The 21,252-nt window shown below is 41.8% G+C and carries 20 protein-coding genes and 1 other annotated feature; of the genes, 14 read left to right on the plus strand and 6 right to left on the minus strand.

The window, feature by feature from the left end; genetic code table 11:
- Positions 1-83 precede the first annotated feature (83 nt).
- Entirely contained in the window at positions 84-749 is a 666-nt protein-coding gene (gene hxpB, locus Xsze_RS15030; protein WP_038233971.1) for a hexitol phosphatase HxpB, read from the minus strand.
- Between the two features lie 206 nt (positions 750-955).
- Between hxpB and Xsze_RS15035 the strand changes: the two genes are divergently transcribed.
- On the plus strand, positions 956-1,483 hold the full coding sequence (locus Xsze_RS15035; RefSeq protein WP_038233968.1) for a YniB family protein: 528 nt from the start codon (positions 956-958) through the stop codon (positions 1,481-1,483).
- Between the two features lie 237 nt (positions 1,484-1,720).
- On the opposite strand, the gene Xsze_RS15040 is transcribed toward Xsze_RS15035, so the two are convergent.
- The 5 genes from Xsze_RS15040 to Xsze_RS15060 all read right to left on the minus strand — a co-directional run bounded on the left by Xsze_RS15040 (position 1,721) and on the right by Xsze_RS15060 (position 6,261).
- Positions 1,721-2,584, minus strand: a complete 864-nt coding sequence (locus tag Xsze_RS15040; protein ID WP_038233966.1) for a fructosamine kinase family protein — start codon at positions 2,582-2,584, stop codon at positions 1,721-1,723.
- Between the two features lie 140 nt (positions 2,585-2,724).
- Positions 2,725-3,618: a metal ABC transporter permease gene (locus Xsze_RS15045; RefSeq protein ID WP_038233964.1), complete on the minus strand. Its 894-nt coding sequence runs from the start codon at positions 3,616-3,618 to the stop codon at positions 2,725-2,727.
- A gap of 2 nt (positions 3,619-3,620) precedes the next feature.
- The gene (locus tag Xsze_RS15050) at positions 3,621-4,490 is read right to left on the minus strand and encodes a metal ABC transporter permease (RefSeq protein ID WP_038233962.1); all 870 of its coding nucleotides are present in this window, start codon (positions 4,488-4,490) and stop codon (positions 3,621-3,623) included.
- Positions 4,487-5,392, minus strand: a complete 906-nt coding sequence (locus tag Xsze_RS15055) for a manganese/iron ABC transporter ATP-binding protein (protein ID WP_038233959.1) — start codon at positions 5,390-5,392, stop codon at positions 4,487-4,489. Before Xsze_RS15055 ends, Xsze_RS15050 begins: the two co-directional genes overlap by 4 nt.
- Positions 5,389-6,261, minus strand: a complete 873-nt coding sequence (locus tag Xsze_RS15060) for a metal ABC transporter substrate-binding protein (protein WP_244431724.1) — start codon at positions 6,259-6,261, stop codon at positions 5,389-5,391. Before Xsze_RS15060 ends, Xsze_RS15055 begins: the two co-directional genes overlap by 4 nt.
- Before the next feature lie 358 nt (positions 6,262-6,619).
- Here Xsze_RS15060 and Xsze_RS15065 point away from each other — a divergent pair, with 358 nt between their 5' ends.
- From Xsze_RS15065 to arnA, 13 genes are all read left to right on the plus strand, one after another.
- Positions 6,620-7,291, plus strand: coding sequence for a transglycosylase SLT domain-containing protein (locus Xsze_RS15065; RefSeq protein WP_038233953.1), 672 nt, complete (start codon positions 6,620-6,622; stop codon positions 7,289-7,291).
- Positions 7,292-7,815: 524 nt separating this feature from the next.
- Complete coding sequence (gene thrS / locus Xsze_RS15070) at positions 7,816-9,744, plus strand: threonine--tRNA ligase (RefSeq protein WP_038233951.1); 1,929 nt, start codon at positions 7,816-7,818, stop codon at positions 9,742-9,744.
- 3 nt (positions 9,745-9,747) lie between these two features.
- The gene (gene infC / locus Xsze_RS15075; RefSeq protein ID WP_071991728.1) at positions 9,748-10,287 is read left to right on the plus strand and encodes a translation initiation factor IF-3; all 540 of its coding nucleotides are present in this window, start codon (positions 9,748-9,750) and stop codon (positions 10,285-10,287) included.
- Between the two features lie 94 nt (positions 10,288-10,381).
- Complete coding sequence (rpmI, locus tag Xsze_RS15080; protein ID WP_006118955.1) at positions 10,382-10,579, plus strand: 50S ribosomal protein L35; 198 nt, start codon at positions 10,382-10,384, stop codon at positions 10,577-10,579.
- Positions 10,580-10,623: 44 nt separating this feature from the next.
- Positions 10,624-10,980 carry a 50S ribosomal protein L20 gene (gene rplT, locus Xsze_RS15085; RefSeq protein ID WP_010847342.1) on the plus strand — a complete coding sequence of 119 codons (357 nt, stop codon included), beginning with the start codon at positions 10,624-10,626 and terminating at the stop codon, positions 10,978-10,980.
- Positions 10,981-11,115: 135 nt separating this feature from the next.
- Positions 11,116-11,240, plus strand: a sequence feature (Phe leader region).
- A gap of 81 nt (positions 11,241-11,321) precedes the next feature.
- Positions 11,322-12,305, plus strand: coding sequence for a phenylalanine--tRNA ligase subunit alpha (pheS, locus tag Xsze_RS15090; protein ID WP_038233947.1), 984 nt, complete (start codon positions 11,322-11,324; stop codon positions 12,303-12,305).
- Between the two features lie 14 nt (positions 12,306-12,319).
- Positions 12,320-14,707 (plus strand): phenylalanine--tRNA ligase subunit beta, encoded by a 2,388-nt coding sequence (gene pheT, locus Xsze_RS15095; protein ID WP_038233945.1) that lies wholly within the window; start codon positions 12,320-12,322, stop codon positions 14,705-14,707.
- 4 nt (positions 14,708-14,711) lie between these two features.
- Complete coding sequence (ihfA, locus tag Xsze_RS15100; protein WP_038233943.1) at positions 14,712-15,008, plus strand: integration host factor subunit alpha; 297 nt, start codon at positions 14,712-14,714, stop codon at positions 15,006-15,008.
- 116 nt (positions 15,009-15,124) lie between these two features.
- Entirely contained in the window at positions 15,125-16,120 is a 996-nt protein-coding gene (btuC, locus tag Xsze_RS15105; protein ID WP_038233939.1) for a vitamin B12 ABC transporter permease BtuC, read from the plus strand.
- A 65-nt stretch (positions 16,121-16,185) separates the two neighbouring features.
- Positions 16,186-16,953, plus strand: coding sequence for a vitamin B12 ABC transporter ATP-binding protein BtuD (gene btuD / locus Xsze_RS15110; protein ID WP_038233936.1), 768 nt, complete (start codon positions 16,186-16,188; stop codon positions 16,951-16,953).
- 163 nt (positions 16,954-17,116) lie between these two features.
- Complete coding sequence (gene arnB / locus Xsze_RS15115) at positions 17,117-18,262, plus strand: UDP-4-amino-4-deoxy-L-arabinose aminotransferase (protein WP_038233933.1); 1,146 nt, start codon at positions 17,117-17,119, stop codon at positions 18,260-18,262.
- Positions 18,263-19,240, plus strand: coding sequence for an undecaprenyl-phosphate 4-deoxy-4-formamido-L-arabinose transferase (gene arnC, locus Xsze_RS15120; protein WP_038233931.1), 978 nt, complete (start codon positions 18,263-18,265; stop codon positions 19,238-19,240).
- Positions 19,240-21,252 carry a bifunctional UDP-4-amino-4-deoxy-L-arabinose formyltransferase/UDP-glucuronic acid oxidase ArnA gene (arnA, locus tag Xsze_RS15125; RefSeq protein ID WP_038233929.1) on the plus strand — a complete coding sequence of 671 codons (2,013 nt, stop codon included), beginning with the start codon at positions 19,240-19,242 and terminating at the stop codon, positions 21,250-21,252. The genes arnC and arnA overlap by 1 nt, the downstream gene beginning before the upstream one ends.

A 21,252-nucleotide genomic window follows, 5' to 3' on the forward strand; every position in this document is an offset into this window, starting at 1 on the left:
GATAAAGAAAATTAAAATGCGGTTAATATTTGCGCTGCCATATACAAGGTAATATGTATGACAGAATGGCAGCGCAGTGGCGATTAAGTAATGTTTTCCAGTGTGAGTTCTTCCAGCGAATTTAATTTAATGTCAGCTAATGACCAACGAAGGTCATTAAAGTGGTGGCTGGCAGGAACGACAATAGAACGCATTCTTGCCGCTTTGGTTGCTATCATGCCATTAAATGAATCTTCAAATGTAAGGCAATTTACCGGGTTAACGCCAAGTTGGTTTGCGGCTTGTAAATAAACTTCGGGGTGAGGTTTGCTGTAAGGCAGAAGTGCGGCAGAAACAACTGTGTCAAAATAATGCCGTAAATTAAATAATTCAAGCACTTGTTCGAGCATTCCATGAGGGGATGCGGAGGCAAGACCGATTTTCAGGCCGTTATTGCGGCAGAGATTTAAAGCATATTCTACGCCGGGTAAAAGAGGACGATGTTCTTTAACTAATAGAATGACGTAATCAACAATGCGTTGTGCTACTTCTTCCTTTGTTGCATTTTGCCAAGGTGAAGCTTGATACCATAATTCAACAACCTTATCGATTCTCAGCCCTAGAGTATCCGGTAAATCTTTTGCTAAGTTTATATCCAATCCTAATTCACCAAATACGTTCTTTTCCCCTTGTTCCCAGTAGGGTTCAGAATCAATGATTAGGCCATCCATATCAAAAATAACGGCTTCTATAGGCAAATAAAATGACATCTCATATTTCTCCGCAATAGTAAAAGCGTTTGAGGAGAACTTATTGTAGCAATAATAGTGACTTAAATCTCTTTATAGTGTGCTAACAAAGAAAGAAATTCTTTTTTAAAGAAAATTAAAGTATTGCGCTATAAATAAAGTTAAAGTTGGTTATTTATGAGCTACTATTGATTAAATAAAATAATTTATCCTAATGAGGAATGCTGATGACATATCAACAAGTTGGGTATTTTTCTATTGTAAAACGGATGTTAGGTTGGCTCATTTTTGTACCCGCTTTTTTGTCAACTTTTGCTTCAGTAATCAATTTAGCATGGCAACAGGGTATTCAAGGTGATGGCATTCATGCCATATTCAACGATTTTATCAAAATGATGGTAGAGATGGTTAAGTTTAATACACCATTTTTGGATTTTTTTTGGAAGTATTCTCCAGTTCCGAGCAGTACTGCGGGGATATTGGGGTTTATTGTGATCTATCTTTTGATATTTGTTGGTTTGGCAATGAGCGCTTCTGGTTTGAGAATGTACCGTCAGTATAAGTACATTAAAGAAAATATTGAAGATCAGTTGATCCTCGAAAACGCGAAAGAAAGCGGGGTGACCAAAGAGCAATTGGAGTCTAAAATTCAATTCCCTCGCCACTCTTTGTTTAGCCAAGTTTTTACCCTTTATATATCACCAATCATTATAGGTATACTTGCTTATTTATTATCGAAACTATTGGGTTGGTAAAATTTTTTTAATTTATTAATGCAATGATATTTTATTTTTCTTTACAAAACTGGATTTATTGGCAATGACATGAATATTTGCCTTAGTCAGCCAATATCTTGTATTGATAAATCTAATTTAATTTTTGATTAAAAAATTAAATTGTTAACTCTGATTTCTTCAATATGATCCGTTCAGAGTTAACAATCATAATGATATTTTCACTTATCATTTTGAAAAATTTTTTAGGGCTAATCGTTAATTGGACAAGATTTTGTTAATCGCATTTTGTGCTTTAGTAAAATGATCACCTCCAAAAAGATGACACCGATTAATCAAATAGTAAAGTTGATAAATGGGTTGGCGTTCAAGAAAACCATTTGGCAATGGCCAGACACTTTGGTAACCATCAAAAATTTGCATAGGAAGTTCAGGATAAAGTGGCAGCATCGCTAAATCACATTCGCGATCTCCCCAATAACAAGCAGGGTCAAATGTGACGGCGCAATCATCACCTAATGATGCGCAATTTTGTGGCCATAAGTCGCCATGAAGGAGAGAAGGCTGAGGCTGATGAGAGTGCAGTTTATCACTGATTTTCTGAACAATCAGATTGATATCCCCGAATCTTATTCCTTTATCAGCGGCAAGCTGTAATTGCCATCCGATACGTTTTTCTGCATAAAAGTGGTTCCAACGTTTTTGCCATCCATTTGGCTGTATCGTAGTTGCGAGCATGTTATCAAAATCAAAACCAAATTTAGGTTGTTCACCCCATTGATGAAGCCTTGCCAGATACTGACCAAAACAGTATGCACTGTGGGCGTTAAATGGTTTTAAAGGCAAATATTCCAATAAAAGGCAGCTGGTATCACGATCGTACCCCACGCCGTAGACAGTGGGCACGCGGGTTGTTTTACTACGATCAAGTAACTCTAGTTGTTCTGCTTCTGCTTTAAAAACAGGCAACATTTCTTTCGTATTGGATTTGATAAAAATATGCTGTTCACCATATTTAATGGACCAGGAACAGTGGATATCGCCTCCTGCTAATTCCGTCTTGTCGTGAATTTCAGCTTCACCAAAATGATCACTTAATAGACGTTTCACTGTTTGCCACATGATTCACCTCATTAAGTTGACAATTGCTCTACATATAGTACAGAGAGATGTAACCTTTGAACAGGTAAAAGGACTATTTTAACAGCAATTAATAAAGCCATATCTAAAATTAGATACGGCCCTTACTGTTATTACGCGGGTTATTCTGGATTTGGCAGTATCTGAGATTGTATTTTTCCCGAGGATTTTTTGTTTGTTCTTGTTTTCTTGCGTGTCAGTTTTATTTGGTTGTAAATAAGTGCAATTGTGAAGAAAATTGCCTGAATAATGACGATGCAAGGACCTGTTTCGCCATCAATATGAAAACTGATAATTGTTCCGAGTATACTTGAGGTTATTGAAGCAATCATGGCTATTATAATCATGCGATCAAAACTTCGGCAGAGCATGAAGGCGATAATACCGGGTGAAATGAGCATGGCAATAACAAGAATAATACCAACGGCTTGAAGTGACGCTACAATGGTGAGGGCCAACAGTGATAATAATCCGTAATGAAGCAATTTCACGGGTAGCCCGACAACTCTTGCCTGGTTGGGATCGAAGCAATAGAGCATAAAATCTTTCCGCTTAAGTAGCACGATGGCCAAGGTAATTCCTGCAATACACAAAGTTTGGATCAATTCATGCTGGGTAATACCGAGTATGCTGCCGAATAGAATATGCGTAAGATGTTGATCGGTATCTATCCGGGTAAACAAAACTAAACCAAATGCGAACATGCCAGAGAAAACTATTCCCATGATAGTATCTTCTTTGATTCTGCTATGATCTTTGAGGTATCCGGTTGCGAACGCACAAAATATCCCAGAAAGGAATGCGCCGATAGCCAGTGGAATACCTGTTACAAAAGCCAGAACAATTCCTGGCAGGACAGCATGGGATATTGCATCTCCCATCAATGACCAGCCTTTTAAGACAAGGTAACAAGAAAGTACTGCACAAACTGCACCGACCATAATGGCGGCAAAAATGGCCCGCTGCATGAAATCGTACATAAAGGGTTCGGTAATGAATTCAATAAATGCATTCATGATCAGCCCTCCTGAGTAAGTGCCAGTGATTCTTTTCTGGCTCGTTTACGAGAAGCCAGCATGCCATGCTTGGGGGCAAAAAAGAAAGCCAGCAAGAAAACAACTGTCTGAAGGGTAACAATAACACCACCTGTTGCACCATTAAGAAAATAACTCAGGTAGGCACCAACAGCACTTGTGAGTGAACCAATGGCAACAGCGATGATTAACAAGTGTTTAAATCTATCTGTTAGTAAATAAGCAGTTGCGCCCGGTGTGACCACCATAGCGATAACTAAAATAGCACCAACAGTCTGTAATGCGGCAACAGTACAGGCACTTAATAAAGTAAAGAAAATGATTTTTAACCGCAATGGTGATAAACCAATAGATCGTGCATGGGTTTCATCAAAGAAAACGACCAATAAATCTTTCCAAAGTAACATCAAAATAATAAAGGAAACGGCGATAATAATTTCGACCTGAAGAACATCTTCATCAGCAATTCCCAGAATATTGCCGAGAATAATGGTTTGCACATTGACGGAAGTCGGGTTCAAAGAAACGATGAGTAGACCAGCGGCAAAAAATGTAGAGAATATAAACCCGATAACGGCATCTTCACGTAACCGTGTAATATGGCGCACCAATGTCATTGATAATGCCGCCAGCATACCTGTAAAAAAAGCGCCTCCTGCATAAGGAAGTCCGAGAGCATAAGCGCCTGCGACACCGGGTACAACAGAGTGGGAGAGGGCATCCCCCATTAGAGACCACCCTTTCAACATTAAATAGGCGGATAAAAAAGCGCAAACAGCTCCGACAATGGCACTTACCCACATGGCTTTAACCATGTAGTTGTAATTGAATGGCTGTAAAAGCAGTTCAATCATGGTTGATTTTCCTTATGTTTTGAGCTTTGTCGCGGCGGAACATGATGGTCATATCCATAAAAGACAGCCGCACGTTCATCATCAGTGATGACGGTCAGTGAGCGTGGATCATCATCTTTGTGTAGTTCAGGTCCTGAAAGATTAATATGGCGTAAAACACCACCAAAAGTAATTTCGAGATTTTTCTGGGTAAAAGTCGTTTCAGTCCGACCACTGGCTAATACTGTGCGGTTAATCAAAATGACATGATCACAAAACTCAGGCACACTGCCGAGGTTATGCGTTGATACTAAAACTAAATGCCCTTCATCTCGTAACTCACGGAGCAAATCAATAATGGCATTTTCTGTTTTTACATCAACACCGGTAAAAGGCTCATCCAATAGCAATACTTTTCCTTCTTGGGCAAGTGCCCGAGCCAAAAAAGCTCTTTTTTTCTGGCCTCCGGAAAGTTCACCAATTTGACGATCACGCAGTTCAGCTAACCCTACGCGCTCAAGTGCTTCGTTTACGATTTCATGATCCCGTTTACTGGGGCGGCGCAGGAAGCCCATTTTTCCATAACGCCCCATCATAACGACATCGGAAACTAAAACAGGAAAATTCCAGTCGACTTCTTCGGTCTGTGGCACATATGCGATGATATTTTTTTTGAGTGCGGCTTTGATCGGCTGTGAGTTCAGTGTGACTTTCCCTTGAGTTGGGGTAAGTAATCCCATGATTGTTTTAAATAACGTAGATTTCCCACTGCCATTCATGCCAACCAATGCACAAATTGTGCCTCCGGTAATATCAAAGCTGGCATCATGAATGGCTGTATGTCCGTTGTTATAAGTCACTGTAGCGTTATCAACAAGTAAATGGGGATGTTCAAAGGATTGGAGATTTGGTGATTTATTCATTGATTAAATCCTTTTGCAATGGTGTCTACAGTCGTATTAAGAAGATCAATATAAGTCGGTACAGGCCCTTTGGCATTGGAGAGTGAATCAACATAAAGCACTCCGCCATAACGGGCGCCGGTTTCTTTACTGACTTGTTTTGCCGGTTTATCTGAAACAGTACTTTCACTGAAGACAACAGGAATTTTATTGATTTTTACTGTATCAATGACGCGGCGAACTTGTTGAGGAGAGCCTTGTTCTTCAGCATTGATAGGCCATAAGTAGACTTCTTTGAAACCATAATCTTGTGTGAGATAGCTGAAAGCGCCTTCACTGGTTACGAGCCAGCGTTGTTCTTCTGGAATACGGGAAAGGCGTTCTCTGAGTGGTGTATCCAGTTGCGCTATTTTTGCAGCATAGTCTTTCGCATTGCGATTATAAATTTCGGCATTTTTAGGATCGTGCTCAACGAGAGCCTTGCGGATATTCTCAATGTAAATCAGGGCATTTTTAGGTGACATCCAGGCATGGGGGTTAGGGTTTTTATTGTAAGGTCCTTCACGAATGGGTAAGGGAGTAATACCTTCAGTAACAATCGCAGCAGGGATGTCGTTCAGATTTTCAAAAAAGCGTTCAAACCAGCGTTCAAGATTTAAGCCATTCCAAAGAATAAGGTCAGCTCGTTTTGCTTTAATAATGTCTTTTGGTGTTGGTTGGTAATCATGAATTTCTGCACCGGGTTTTGTGATGGAATCTACAATTGCTGCATCCCCAGCGATGTTTTGTGCCATATCTTGAATAATAGTGAATGTCGTTACAACCCGGAATTTTTTATCTGCACGGGCTTGTTGACTAAATAACATTATTGTTAATAGTACAATGCTCATACTGAATATCATGAGATCAAAGAGATAACGTTTTTTGTTCATTATGGCAAACCTTAATTGTTATACATATTATCATTGATAATGATTATCAGTATCATCTGTGTAAAGTCAAGGTAGTATCGAACGAAATTGATAATAGATTAGGTAATCACTCCTTGGTTTTCTGCTAACTGGCATGTGACGGTATATGATTGGCATGATAGTAGTCTGTTTCATGCGAACAAAAAAACAGCATCTTGTCCAGCGATATCAAAGGTAAATTGATCAATTTATTTTGATAAGCAGTAGAAAATATTTTTCTCTTATCAGTAAAATTATATATCCTTTATAAAATTAATTTTATTTTAGGGGTAATAATGTGAAATCAAAATTCAGCTATATTATATTGGCGTTGTTATTAAGCGGATGCGCGGGTAGAGAAGTACCTCAATTGAACGCTAGCAGTCAGCATGTAGCAAAACGAATGCTTGATAAGCATAATGCCCTAAAAACTCAAGAGATTATAAATAATCCAACACCATTTGATAGCTTTATTGCACAGGCTGCAAAGCGTTATGGCGTTGATGAAATGCTTATCAAAGCAATTATTCAGGTAGAATCTGATTTTCGTCCAGAAGTTGTGAGTAAATCAAATGCCGTCGGGCTTATGCAAATTAAGGCCTCTACAGCAGGGCGGGATGCTTATCGAATGAAGGGGAAATCAGGGCAACCAACGATACGTGAATTGAAAGATCCTGAAACTAACATTGACCTCGGCACTGCCTATATCAGTATCTTGAAAAAACAGCATCTAAGCGGCATTTCTAATCCGGAAACGTTATATTATGCAACGATAGTTGCTTATGTGAATGGTGCAGGAGCACTGCTGCGGACGTTTGATTCAAACCGAAATTTAGCAATTAATAAAATCAATCGAATGACGCCAAATGAGTTTTATCAATATGTTCAAAACAACCACCCAGCACCACAGGCTCCACGTTATTTATGGAAAGTGAAGAATGCCTATCGGGCTTTGGCGTTTATTAATTAAGATTATTGCATAATGGTTAATTTTTATGACTTGTGAATAACGGTTTTTCTTGTCACGATGCTCAAATTTTTACTTATATTTGGGCAAGCCGTAATTTCTTAACCTCAAATAGTGGTGGGTATATTCAAGAATTATTGGGACTGTGCCGAAAATAATGAAATCTAATTTATTGTCCGATAGATAAATTGAAATGTTTTTTTGCTCTATATATGTACTAATTTTTCTATTTTTTAATCGAATGTCAGGGTTAGTTCACTTAAGCGATTTTATTCTCAGATTATGACCAACTGCTTGATCAACTTGATTCAATGTCAAGTTGAACTGTTTAAATACTTACTCTATGTGATAGTATGTTGAATGAGTTAGGGCAAATGTACCGGGTACTTTTGAAAATGGTGTCCATAAATGTGTACAGATCTTGCGGAGTGAAGCAAGAGTTTGCTTTTAGCGTGTTAATCAATAATAAATTTTATTTAATACAAGTGATCTTTCGTGTGGGTCACCACTGTATATAAGGATTTAAAATGCCTGTAATTACTCTTCCTGACGGTAGTCAACGTCAATTTGAGCATGCTGTTTCTGTAATGGATGTCGCGCGTGACATCGGTGCTGGTCTGGCAAAAGCGTGTATTGCTGGCCGTGTTAACGGTGAATTGGTTGACGCTTGTGAGTTAATCGAAACTGACGCTAATCTTGCGATTATCACCAGCAAGAATGAAGAAGGTTTGGAAATAATCCGTCACTCATGCGCTCATTTGTTGGGACACGCAATTAAGCAATTGTGGCCTAATACGAAAATGGCGATTGGTCCAGTGATTGACAATGGTTTCTATTATGATGTCGATTTGGATCGCTCTTTGACCCAGGAAGATATCGAGCTGCTTGAAAAGCGCATGATGGAGCTTGCCAAAAAAGATTATGACGTCATTAAGAAAAAAGTGACATGGCAGGAAGCTCGTGATGCATTTGCGGCTCGTGGCGAAGAATACAAAATCCAAATTTTGGATGAGAATATCAGCCGTGACGATCAACCGGGCTTATATCACCATGAAGAATATGTTGATATGTGTCGTGGCCCTCATGTACCTAACATGCGTTTCTGTCATCATTTCAAATTGCAGAAAATAGCAGGGGCATACTGGCGCGGCAATAGCGACAACAAAATGTTGCAACGTATTTATGGTACTGCATGGGCCGATAAAAAACAGCTGAGTGCTTATTTGCAGCGTCTGGAAGAAGCGGCTAAACGCGATCACCGCAAAATTGGTAAGCAGCTTGATTTATACCACATGCAAGAAGAAGCACCTGGCATGGCGTTTTGGCACAATGATGGTTGGACGATTTTTCGTGAGCTGGAAACATTCTCTCGCGTTAAATTAAAAGAATACCAGTATCAAGAAGTGAAGGGCCCATTCATGATGGATCGCATCATGTGGGAAAAAACAGGTCACTGGGAAAACTACAAAGAGAACATGTTCACGACTTCATCAGAAAACCGTGAATATTGTGTCAAACCAATGAACTGCCCGGGACATGTCCAGATTTTTAATCAGGGCTTGAAATCCTATCGTGATTTACCGCTGCGTATGGCAGAATTTGGTAGTTGTCACCGTAACGAGCCGTCAGGTGCATTGCATGGATTAATGCGTGTGCGCGGTTTTACGCAAGATGATGCGCATATTTTTTGTACTGAAGAACAGATCAACCAAGAAGTTAGTAGCTGTATCAAAATGATTTATGATGTCTACAATACTTTTGGTTTTGACAAAATAGTTGTTAAACTATCGACTCGCCCTGAAAAACGTATTGGTACAGAAAAACAGTGGGATGAGGCTGAAGCAGATCTGGCTAAGGCATTGGCCCAAAATGGCATTGAATTTGAATACCAACCGGGTGAAGGGGCGTTTTATGGCCCTAAAATTGAATTTACTCTACATGATTGTTTGGATCGCGCGTGGCAATGTGGTACTGTGCAACTGGATTTTTCACTGCCAGCGCGTTTGAATGCGTCATATGTAGGTGAAAACAACGAACGTAAGGTTCCTGTAATGATTCACCGAGCGGTTCTGGGCTCACTGGAACGGTTCATCGGTATCCTGACAGAAGAATATGCGGGCTTCTTCCCGACATGGTTGGCGCCTCAGCAGGTCGTCATCATGAATATTACTGATGGTCAGGCAAATTATGTACAAGAATTGGTTAAAAAACTTCAAGATGCAGGCATTCGTGCAAAAGCAGACTTGAGAAACGAGAAGATTGGTTTTAAAATCCGTGAACACACTCTGCGTCGTGTGCCTTACATGCTTGTTTGTGGCGATAAAGAAGTCGAGTCAGGTAAAGTATCTGTCCGCACTCGCCGAGGTAAGGATTTAGGTAGCATTGACGTCAATGAGTTTACAGAGAAACTGCTGACAGAAATACGCAGTCGTAATCTTCATCAATTGGAGGAATAAGGTATTAAAGGCGGAAAAAGAATTCAACCGGCGCGCCCAAATCGCATTAATGAAGAGATTCGCGCCTCTGAAGTTCGTTTAACTGGATTAGATGGCGAGCAGATTGGTATTGTCAGTCTGAGAGAAGCTCTTGAGAAAGCTGAGGAAGCTGGAGTTGATTTAGTTGAAATCAGCCCAAATGCCGAACCGCCGGTTTGTCGTATCATGGATTACGGCAAGTTCCTCTATGAGAAGAGTAAGTCAGTCAAAGAACAGAAAAAGAAACAAAAGGTTATTCAGGTCAAGGAAATTAAATTCCGTCCTGGTACAGATGAAGGCGACTATCAGGTCAAACTACGCAACCTGATTCGTTTTCTGGAAGATGGCGATAAAGCTAAAATCACCCTGCGTTTCCGTGGGCGTGAAATGGCGCATCAGCAGATTGGTATCAGTATGCTTAACCGCATCCGTGACGATCTGAGTGAACTGGCTGTGGTCGAATCCTTCCCATCGAAGATCGAAGGCCGCCAGATGATCATGGTGCTCGCTCCTAAGAAGAAATAGTCAGGCAGACAAGTAATAGGCTTCAGCCAATTTCGGCTGTTGTCTATTCGCCTTACTAATTCGTTGTAATTAACAATGCGAAGTGGAAATTAAAATGCCAAAGATTAAAACAGTACGCGGCGCAGCTAAACGCTTCAAGAAAACCGCAAGCGGCGGTTTCAAGCGTAAGCACGCTAACCTTCGTCACATTCTGACTAAAAAATCAACCAAGCGTAAGCGTCACTTACGTCCAAAAGGCATGGTCTCTAAAGGAGATCTGGGTCTGGTTGTTGCTTGCCTGCCTTACGCATAAGCAAATTTTTTTAGATTAGAATTTAGAGACGATAGGAGAAGTATATGGCTCGCGTAAAACGTGGTGTTATTGCCCGTGCACGTCACAAGAAGATTTTAAAACAAGCGAAAGGTTACTACGGTGCTCGTTCGCGCGTTTATCGTGTTGCTTTCCAGGCTGTTATCAAAGCTGGTCAGTACGCTTACCGTGACCGCCGTCAGCGTAAACGTCAATTCCGTCAACTGTGGATTGCACGTATCAACGCTGCTGCACGTCAGAACGGCATGTCTTATAGCCGTTTCATCAATGGCCTGAAAAAGGCTTCGATTGAAATCGACCGTAAGATTCTGGCTGACATCGCTGTATTCGACAAAGTAGCATTTGCTGCTCTGGTTGAAAAAGCGAAGGGCGCTCTGGCATAAGTCAGGTTAAAAGAGGGAGCTTGCTCCCTCTTTTACTTTTTCCCAAAATGTGGCTTACTGTTGTTTGAATATAATTCCAATATAATATGTTCAAAATTAATAGCGATAAATTTAAGAGAATGCAGTGAGAGCATGAAAATGATCAAATTAGTCTTTTTTCGTTTCTTTTTTTACTTTAGCGCCTGAAATCAGGGGGCTTTGCGCGTAAGAAAAGAAACGAAAAACAGCGCTTGAGCCTCCAGTGTGGAGGCTTTTTTATTTTTATGGCCTCAGGAACAGATTGCTGAGGAAATAGTCGATAACAACTAAAAGGGCCATCTGGCCGAAGGAAGAGGAAAACGATGTCACATCTTACTGAGCTGGTTGCAAAGGCTAAAGCAGCCGTAAAAGAAGCCCAGGATGTTGCCGCGTTGGATTTGGTGCGAGTTGAATACCTGGGAAAAAAGGGCCATTTAACCCTCCAAATGTCATCGCTGCGTGACTTACCTGCCGAGGAACGTCCAGCGGCAGGGGCTGTTATTAATCAGGCGAAACAAGAAGTTCAAGAAGTATTGAATGCACGGAAAGCAAGCCTGGAATCAGATATTCTCAATGCACGCCTGGCAGCAGAAAAAATTGATGTTTCATTACCTGGTCGCCGAGTGGAAAATGGTGGATTGCATCCAGTTACCCGCACCATTGAACGAATTGAAGCTTTCTTTGGGGAGCTGGGTTTTTCTGTGGAATCAGGCCCTGAAATCGAAGATGACTACCATAATTTTGATGCACTGAATATCCCTGCGCACCACCCTGCGCGTGCTGATCATGATACTTTCTGGTTTGATACAACACGTTTGCTACGTACCCAGACTTCTGGAGTACAGATCCGTACGATGAAAGAGAGTCAGCCCCCTATTCGGATCATTGCACCGGGACGTGTATATCGTAATGATTACGATCAAACACATACCCCAATGTTCCATCAGATAGAAGGTTTGATTGTTGATAAAAATATCAACTTCACGAACCTGAAAGGCACGTTGCATGATTTTTTGAATAATTTCTTTGAAGAAAACATGCAGGTTCGTTTCCGTCCTTCCTATTTTCCATTCACAGAGCCTTCTGCGGAAGTTGATGTAATGGGTAAAAATGGTAAATGGTTGGAAGTATTAGGCTGCGGCATGGTGCATCCAAACGTATTGCGCAACGTTGGTATTGATCCTGAAGTTTATTCTGGTTTTGCCTTTGGCATGGGAATGGAACGTCTGACTATGCTTCGTTATGGTGTGACAGATTTGCGTGCATTTTTCGAAAATGATTTGCGTTTCCTCAAACAATTTAAATAAAGCGGGTATATCTCATGAAATTCAGTGAACTCTGGTTGCGCGAGTGGGCAAACCCCGCCATTAGCAGTGAAGCATTGTCTGATCAAATCACCATGGCTGGTTTGGAAGTTGATGGTGTTGAAAAAGTGGCGGGTCAATTCCATGGTGTGTTTGTTGGCGAAGTTGTTGAATGCGGACAACATCCAAACGCAGATAAATTGCGTGTTACAAAAGTCAATGTAGGTGGTGAACGCCTGCTTGATATTGTTTGCGGTGCGCCAAATTGCCGTCAAGGCCTTCGTGTGGCTGTAGCTACTGTCGGAGCTGTACTGCCGGGTGATTTTAAAATTAAGGCTGCTAAATTGCGTGGAGAGCCATCTGAAGGGATGCTATGCTCATTTTCCGAACTGGGTATTGCAGTCGATCAGGATGGTATTATCGAATTGCCTGCGGATGCTCCAATCGGTGCTGATTTGCGTGATTACATGAAGTTAGATGATAGCGCGATTGAAATCAGTATTACACCAAACCGCGCAGATTGTCTGAGTATTGTGGGAGTTGCCCGTGATGTTGCAGTCATCAATCAAATTGCGATGACAGCGCCGGATATTGAGGCTGTAAAACCAACGACAGGTGAAGTATTCCCTGTTCGTGTTGATGCTTCAGAAGCCTGCCCACGTTACTTAGGGCGTGTTATCAAGAACGTGAATGTGAATGCAACTACGCCATTGTGGATGCGTGAAAAACTGCGTCGTGGCGGTATTCGCTCTATTGATCCTATTGTTGATATTACCAATTATGTCTTGCTTGAGCTGGGACAGCCAATGCATGCATTCGATCTAGAATGTTTAAGTGGTTCAATTATTGTTCGCTTGGCAGAGCAGGGCGAAAAAATCACACTGCTGGATGGTCGTGAAGCCGAACTTTCTACTGACACACTTGTTATTGCTGATGAAAAACAATTGCTTGCTATGGCAGGGATTTTTGGCGGCGAATATTCTGGTGTTGGCGCAGAAACTCAGCATATTATGCTGGAGTGTGCATTCTTCTCACCTATGGCAATCACAGGGCGTGCTCGTCGTCATGGTTTGCATACTGATGCCTCTCATCGTTTCGAGCGCGGTGTTGACCCACAGCTTCAGCATAAAGCGATGGAATATGCTACTCAGTTAGTGCTTTCTATTTGTGGTGGTGAAGCTGGTGAAATCGTGGATGTTACCAGCGAATCCCATTTACCAAAGCCTGCAACCATTGTCCTTAGCCGCAAAAAATTGGATCGCTTGATTGGTCATCACATTGCGGATGAACAAGTTGCAGATATTTTGACTCGTTTAGGTTGCCAGATCACAGTTCAAGATAATGGTTGGGAAGCTATTGCCCCTAGCTGGCGTTTTGATATGCAAATCGAAGAAGATTTGGTTGAAGAAGTTGCCCGTATTTACGGCTATAACAATATTCCTGACGTGCCAGTATGTGCAGATCTTGTGATGACCTCCCATCGCGAGGCTGACTTACCATTAAAGCGTGTTAAAACCATGCTGGTGGACAAAGGTTACCAAGAGGTAATTACTTATAGCTTCGTCGATCCTAAGATTCAGAAGTATCTGCATCCACAGGAAGAAGCGCTGATTTTACCCAATCCGATTTCGGCGGACATGTCCGCAATGCGTTTATCGCTACTGACCGGGTTACTGACGACTGTTGTATATAACCAGAATCGTCAGCAAAGCCGTGTTCGTTTATTTGAAACAGGATTGCGTTTTGTACCCGATGAAAACGCAGAAAATGGCATCCGTCAGGAATTGATGCTTGCTGGTGTTATTACCGGAAACCGCTTTGAAGAACATTGGTCAATTGAAAAAAACTCAGTTGATTTCTTTGATTTGAAGGGTGATTTAGAATCTGTTTTAGAATTAACGGGTAAACTATCTGGCATTTCCTTTAAGGCGGAAGAACATTCTGCTTTGCATCCTGGGCAAAGCGCCGGGATCTATTTGGAAAATAATTATATTGGTTATATCGGCGTTGTTCATCCAGAACTAGAGCGCAAACTTGACTTGAATGGCCGTACCGTGGTATTCGAATTAGTGTGGAGTGGTTTAGCTGACCGCATTATTCCTGATATGAAGGAGGTTTCTCGCTTCCCTTCTAATCGCCGTGATATCGCTATAGTTGTGCCTGAAAATGTAGCTGCAGAAGATGTTCTTGTAGAATGTAAGAAAGTTGGCGTAAATCATATAGTTGGCATAAACTTATTTGACGTGTATTGTGGTAAAGGTGTCGCAGAAGGTTACAAGAGCCTTGCTATTAGCTTAATCTTACAGGATACCGTGCGTACACTGGAAGAAGAAGAAATTGCTGCGGCCGTCAACAAATGCGTTGCTGCATTAGAACAGCGATTCCAAGCATCCTTGAGGGACTGAACTTATGGCGCTTACTAAAGCTGAAATGTCAGAAAATCTATTTGAGAAACTGGGGATTAGCAAGCGTGACGCTAAAGATCTAGTGGAAATGTTCTTTGAAGAAGTGCGTCGTTCTTTGGAGAATGGGGAGCAAGTTAAATTATCTGGGTTTGGCAACTTTGACTTGAGGGACAAAAATCAACGTCCAGGCCGTAATCCGAAAACGGGTGAAGATATTCCGATTACAGCCCGCCGCGTTGTCACGTTTCGGCCAGGCCAGAAACTGAAAAACCGGGTGGAAAAAGCGTTACCAAAAGAATGAAATATAAAAGGCCGTACTTGTACGGTCTTTTTCTTATATTTCGTTCCCCACTTATACGTACACCCTATTTATATAATGGGGATGCATTCTTCTTTTCAAATGATTTTCATACCCTCATGAATTCTGTTTATGACTTACTCTCTTATCAAAAAAGACGTGATTATCGAGTAATCGCCGTTTTATCTGTTTTTCTCGTGGCCCTGTTTATTTTTTCATTATGTGCCGGAGAGATTTGGTTTTGGCCTACTGAATGGTTTTCTGAATCCGCCCAATTGTTTATTTGGCAACTGAGGTTTCCCAGAATCATGGCAGTGGTGATGGTAGGAGCAAGCTTGGCGTTATCGGGTGCAATTATGCAAGCATTATTTGAAAATCCTCTGGCTGAGCCGGGATTGCTTGGGATCAGTAATGGTGCAGGCGTTGTTGTGGTGTGCTTGATAATTGCCTTTCATGGCATTGCTCCATTGTGGCTATTGAGTATAGGGGCAATACTTGGGGCGCTTTTTATAACCGCTATCCTATTGGGATTTTCAAGAAGACGTCAGATCACTAATACCCGTTTGTTATTAATTGGTGTTGCTTTTGGCGTTATATTTGGCGCCATGATGACATGGATGGTTTATTTCAGCTCGAGTTTGGATTTGCGTCAATTAATGTACTGGATGATGGGAAGTTTCAGTGGTGTTGACTGGCGTCAGAAATGGCTGGTTATTGCACTGATACCTGTTATTTTGGGATTAAGCCGTCAGGGCCGTGTTTTAAATTATTTGTCACTGGGTGAATCACAGGCTTACCAATTAGGTATATCTCACCATAAATGGCGTAATTTATTTGTATCCATGGTTGGGTTGTTGGTAGGCCTGAGTGTCGCTTTAGCGGGGGCGATAAGCTTTATTGGGTTAGTCATCCCTCATATTTTACGATTGGTTGGGCTTACGGATCATAAAACTTTATTGCCGGCATGTGCACTGACAGGCGCATGTGGCCTTTTACTGGCAGATTTATTTTCCCGTCTATCATTATCTCATGCAGAAGTTCCCATTGGTGTTGTTACCGTAACGCTAGGGGCACCCATCTTTATATGGCTGCTTATCAGAACAAATCATAGATAAAAATTTAACCTATTGACCAGGATAATTGAGGCCATCTATTAAGGCTATTTATTAAGGTAAGAAACATGACAGAACAACCCATTTTGATACTGAAAGATGTGGCTGTGGCCCATAGGCTGACGGCATTATCTGAATCGATAGTAGCCGGGGAACAAATACATTTGGTTGGGCTAAATGGTTCAGGGAAGAGTACGTTGCTTTCAGTCATTGCAGGAATGTTACCCTTTAGCGGTAGTGTGGACTTAAGCGGTCAAAATTTGTACGCTTATCGGCAATACGAACTGGCAAAGCAACGTGCTTGGTTATCTCAATCCGCGTCTGTTCCTATTATGCCTGTTTTCCAGTACCTCGATATGTTTCGCCCTGGCTCCGCCTCCTTGGAGGATAGTGAGCGTGTGTTATATGAGCTTTGCCAGCAAATGAAACTTCTTCCTCTCCTTTCTTCATCAGTTGGAAAACTATCTGGGGGAGAATGGCAACGAGTAAGATTGGCCGGCGTTTTTTTTCAAGTCTGGCCTGAATTGAACCCGGATGGAAAATTACTCCTGCTTGATGAACCAACAAATAATCTTGATATTATTCAACAAGCTATTTTGGATAATTTAATTGATCGATTTTGTTCATTAGGAGGGGCGGTGTTATTGAGCAGCCACAACCTTGACCATACATATGAGCGAGCCAGCAGGGTATGGTTGCTTTTGCATGGCGCATTATTGGCATCAGGAATTCCACAAGATGTTATGACAGAAAGAAATTTATCAGAAAACTTTGAAGCAAATATTAGACATATCCAAAATACCAGCTATAAATTATGGAGAGTCAGTTGTGAATAGTTTCTTTTGGTGAAATATACTGTAATGAATTGTTTTTAAATTTTCTCTGAAGTTTGGTTGATCGAGATCTGTTTTTCGTTTGTTTATGTTTCATTGAATAGTTTCTGTTTAGAATTTTTTATCAATAAAAAATGAATTAGACTACGCAAGGCATAAGGCGATTATGGATAATTTTCTGCCATTCTCTCGTCCAGCGATTGGACATGAAGAAATAGAAGCAATAGAAAGAGTTTTACAGTCAGGCTGGATTACGACAGGGCCACAAAATCACCAGTTGGAGCAAGATTTTTCACGTATGTTTGGATGCAAGCATGCGATTTCCTTATGTTCAGCAACGGCCGGAATGCATTTGGTTTTGTTGTCGTTGGGAATAGGTCCCGGAGATGAAGTAATCACTCCCTCCCAAACTTGGGTTTCCACGATTAATATGATTTGCCTGCTGGGTGCTGAACCTGTCATGGTTGATGTTGACCGTGATACGTTGATGGTAAATGCAGATACAATCAAAAAAGCAATTACACCAAGAACCAAAGCCATTATTCCTGTTCATTACGCGGGGGCACCTTGTGATCTGGATGCATTACGTGCAGTTGCCCAAGCGGTGAATCTTCCTTTAATTGAAGACGCTGCCCATGCTGTAGGTACCCGTTATAAAAATGAATGGGTCGGGGAGCAGGGTACGGCTGTCTTCTCTTTTCATGCGATTAAAAATATGACTTGTGCAGAGGGGGGAATGTTCGTTACAGATAATGACGAACTTGCCCAGCGCATTCGGTGCCTGAAATTTCATGGATTGGCCGTTGATGCTTTTGATCGGCAAATTCAGGGAAGAAAGCCTCAGGCAGAAGTGATAGAGCCGGGTTTTAAATATAACCTCTCCGATATTCATGCAGCAATGGCGGTTGTACAGCTAAGCAAACTGGCATCAATGAACGCTCGTCGTCGTGATTTGGTGTCACGTTATTCTGCTGCTCTTGCTGATTCCTCCCTGCAAATGTTAAGTGTTCCTGAATATGAACATTTGCATTCTCACCACCTTTTCATGGTGCGTGTCGACAAAAATGTCTGTGGTATTGACCGAGATACTTTCATGGCACGCTTAAAAGATAAAAACATTGGTACAGGATTACATTTCAGGGCAGCGCATACGCAAAAGTACTATCGGGAACGTTACCCGCAACTTTCTCTGCCTGAATCTGAATGGAACTCATCAACACTCTGTTCGTTACCGCTGTTCCCCGATATGGGCAATGATGATGTTGATCGTGTCGTGAAGGCGATAACTGAAATTCTTTCGGAGCATAATTAAGTGACATTTGAGAAGATCAAAAAAGTTTCGGTCGTAATTCCTGTTTACAACGAAGAAGAAAGTTTGCCTCAATTACTGGAAAGAACCGTTGCCGCCTGCCAAAAAATTGGGCAAAGGTATGAAATTATTCTGGTCGATGATGGCAGTCGTGACAGATCCGCAGATATTTTGACTCAGGCGGCTGAAATTCCTGAAAATCATGTGATAGCCATTTTACTCAATCGCAATTATGGTCAGCATTCGGCGATTATGGCCGGATTTCATCAGGCTGATGGTGACTTGATCATTACGTTGGACGCGGATCTGCAAAACCCGCCGGAAGAGATTTCCCGATTGGTTAAAGCGGCAGAAGAAGGGTATGACGTTGTGGGAACGCGCCGGGCCAATCGTCAGGATTCTTGGTTCCGCAAAACAGCATCCAAAATCATCAATGCAATGATCACCAAGGCAACAGGGCGTTCAATGGGGGATTACGGTTGCATGCTGAGAGCCTACCGCCGACATATTGTTCATGCCATGTTGCAGTGTCATGAACGCAGTACATTTATTCCCATTTTGGCTAATACATTTGCGCGCAAAACGATAGAAATCGATGTAGCTCATGCAGAACGTGAATTTGGGGATTCTAAGTACAGTTTTATGAAACTGGTAAATCTTATGTATGACCTGCTGACATGCTTAACAACTGCGCCATTGCGATTATTGAGTGTAGTGGGAAGTGTGATTGCCATGACCGGCTTTCTGCTGGCGGTATTGCTGATTGCTTTGCGCCTTATTTTTGGCGCGATATGGGCCGCCGAAGGTGTGTTTACACTGTTTGCTATTCTTTTCATGTTTATTGGTGCACAGTTCGTCGCAATGGGATTACTCGGTGAATACATTGGCCGGATATATAATGACGTTCGTGCCCGCCCACGTTATTTTATTCAAAAAGTGGTCGGAGTTAAAAAGACCAACGACAATCAGGAAAAAAGCTAATGAAAGCAGTTATCTTTGCCTATCATGATATTGGTTGTGTCGGACTTAATGCGTTAGTTAAAGCGGGTTTTGATATTCAGGCTGTGTTCACTCATATTGATGATCCAAATGAAAATCACTTTTTTTCATCTGTTGCGCGCACGGGTGCCGAGTTGGGGTTGCAAGTTTTTGCGCCAGAAAATGTCAATCATCCACTTTGGGTTGAACGCATTCGTGAAATGAAGCCGGATGTTATTTTCTCCTTTTACTATCGCAACATGCTTAGTCTGGAAATTCTTTCATTGGCTGAAAAAGGTGCATTTAACCTCCATGGTTCTTTATTGCCAAAATATCGTGGTCGCGCTCCGGTTAACTGGGCTGTGTTGAATGGGGAAACTGAGACAGGTGTAACACTGCATAAAATGCTGGTGAAGCCCGACGCAGGGGACATCGTCGCCCAGAAAGCGATACAAATTGGTGAGACTGATACGTCATTGGACATTCACGGGAAAATGTGCGAAACCTCAGTTGAGCTACTGAATGACATTCTTCCTCAAATAAAATCAGGGCAATATCCATCCATTCCACAAGATGAAAGCCAGGTAACTTATTTTGGTCGCCGCACGGCTGAAGATGGAGAAATCGTCTGGAGTAAATCGGCCACGGAAATTAATAACTTGGTCAGGGCGGTGACAGAACCTTATCCGGGCGCATTTACTTTTTTAGGGGAGCGCAAAATTATCATCTGGCGTTCTCGGCCACTCGATCAGGCTCATGGCAAACGTCCGGGCACGGTTATTTCTACGGAACCCTTTGTTATTGCTTGTGGGGAAGGGGCACTGGAAATTATTAGCGGGCAGGGTGAATCCGGCCTTTATGTTCAAGGCAATCGATTAGCTCTTGAGATGGGTATTGTAGCGGGTGTTCATGTCAGTCAGAAAGCCGCAACACAAATTCATCGTCGTAACAGTGTCCTGATTCTGGGCGTTAATGGATTTATCGGCAATCACCTGACTGAACGCTTATTGGCGGATGGTAACTATGACATTTACGGGATGGATATAGGCTCTTCAGCCATTGAGCGCTTCATTGGCAACCCTTGCTTCCATTTTATTGAGGGGGATGTCAGCATTCACACAGAATGGATTGAATATCACATCAAGAAATGTGACGTTATTCTTCCGCTGGTGGCAATCGCTACCCCAATTGAATATACCCGTAACCCACTGCGTGTTTTTGAACTGGATTTTGAAGAGAACCTGAAAATTGTCCGCTATTGCGTTAAATATAATAAACGGATTATTTTTCCTTCAACATCCGAAGTTTATGGCATGTGTGATGACAAAGAATTTGATGAGGATACTTCTCGTCTGATTGTTGGGCCAATAAACAAACAGCGTTGGATTTACTCGGTTTCGAAACAGTTACTTGATCGCGTCATTTGGGCATACGGTGAGAAAGAAGGGTTGAAATTTACCCTGTTCCGCCCGTTCAACTGGATGGGGCCAAGATTAGATAACTTAAACTCGGCACGAATCGGTAGTTCAAGGGCGATTACCCAATTGATTTTAAACTTGGTGGAAGGTTCGCCAATTAAGCTGGTGGATGGCGGGGAACAAAAGCGTTGCTTTACTGATATTCATGATGGCATTGAAGCGCTGTTCAGAATTATCGAAAACCGGGATGGGTTATGTGACAGCCAGATTGTCAATATTGGTAATCCAACCAATGAAGCCAGCATTCGCCAACTGGCTGAAATGTTGTTGGATAGTTTTGAAAAACATGAATTACGCGGGCATTTTCCTCCATTTGCCGGATTCAAGAAAATTGAGAGCAGCAGTTATTACGGGCAAGGTTATCAAGATGTTGAGCACCGTAAACCCAGCATTAAAAATGCAGAACAGTTGTTGGGCTGGAAACCAACCATTGATATGAAGCAAACCATTGATGAAACATTGGATTTTTTCTTGCTTGGAGAAGTTGAAGAGCAGAAGCGAAAAAATTCATTGGCTCCAGGAAAAACGCAGGAATAA

Source organism: Xenorhabdus szentirmaii DSM 16338, from assembly GCF_002632585.1.
Taxonomy (GTDB): domain Bacteria; phylum Pseudomonadota; class Gammaproteobacteria; order Enterobacterales; family Enterobacteriaceae; genus Xenorhabdus; species Xenorhabdus szentirmaii.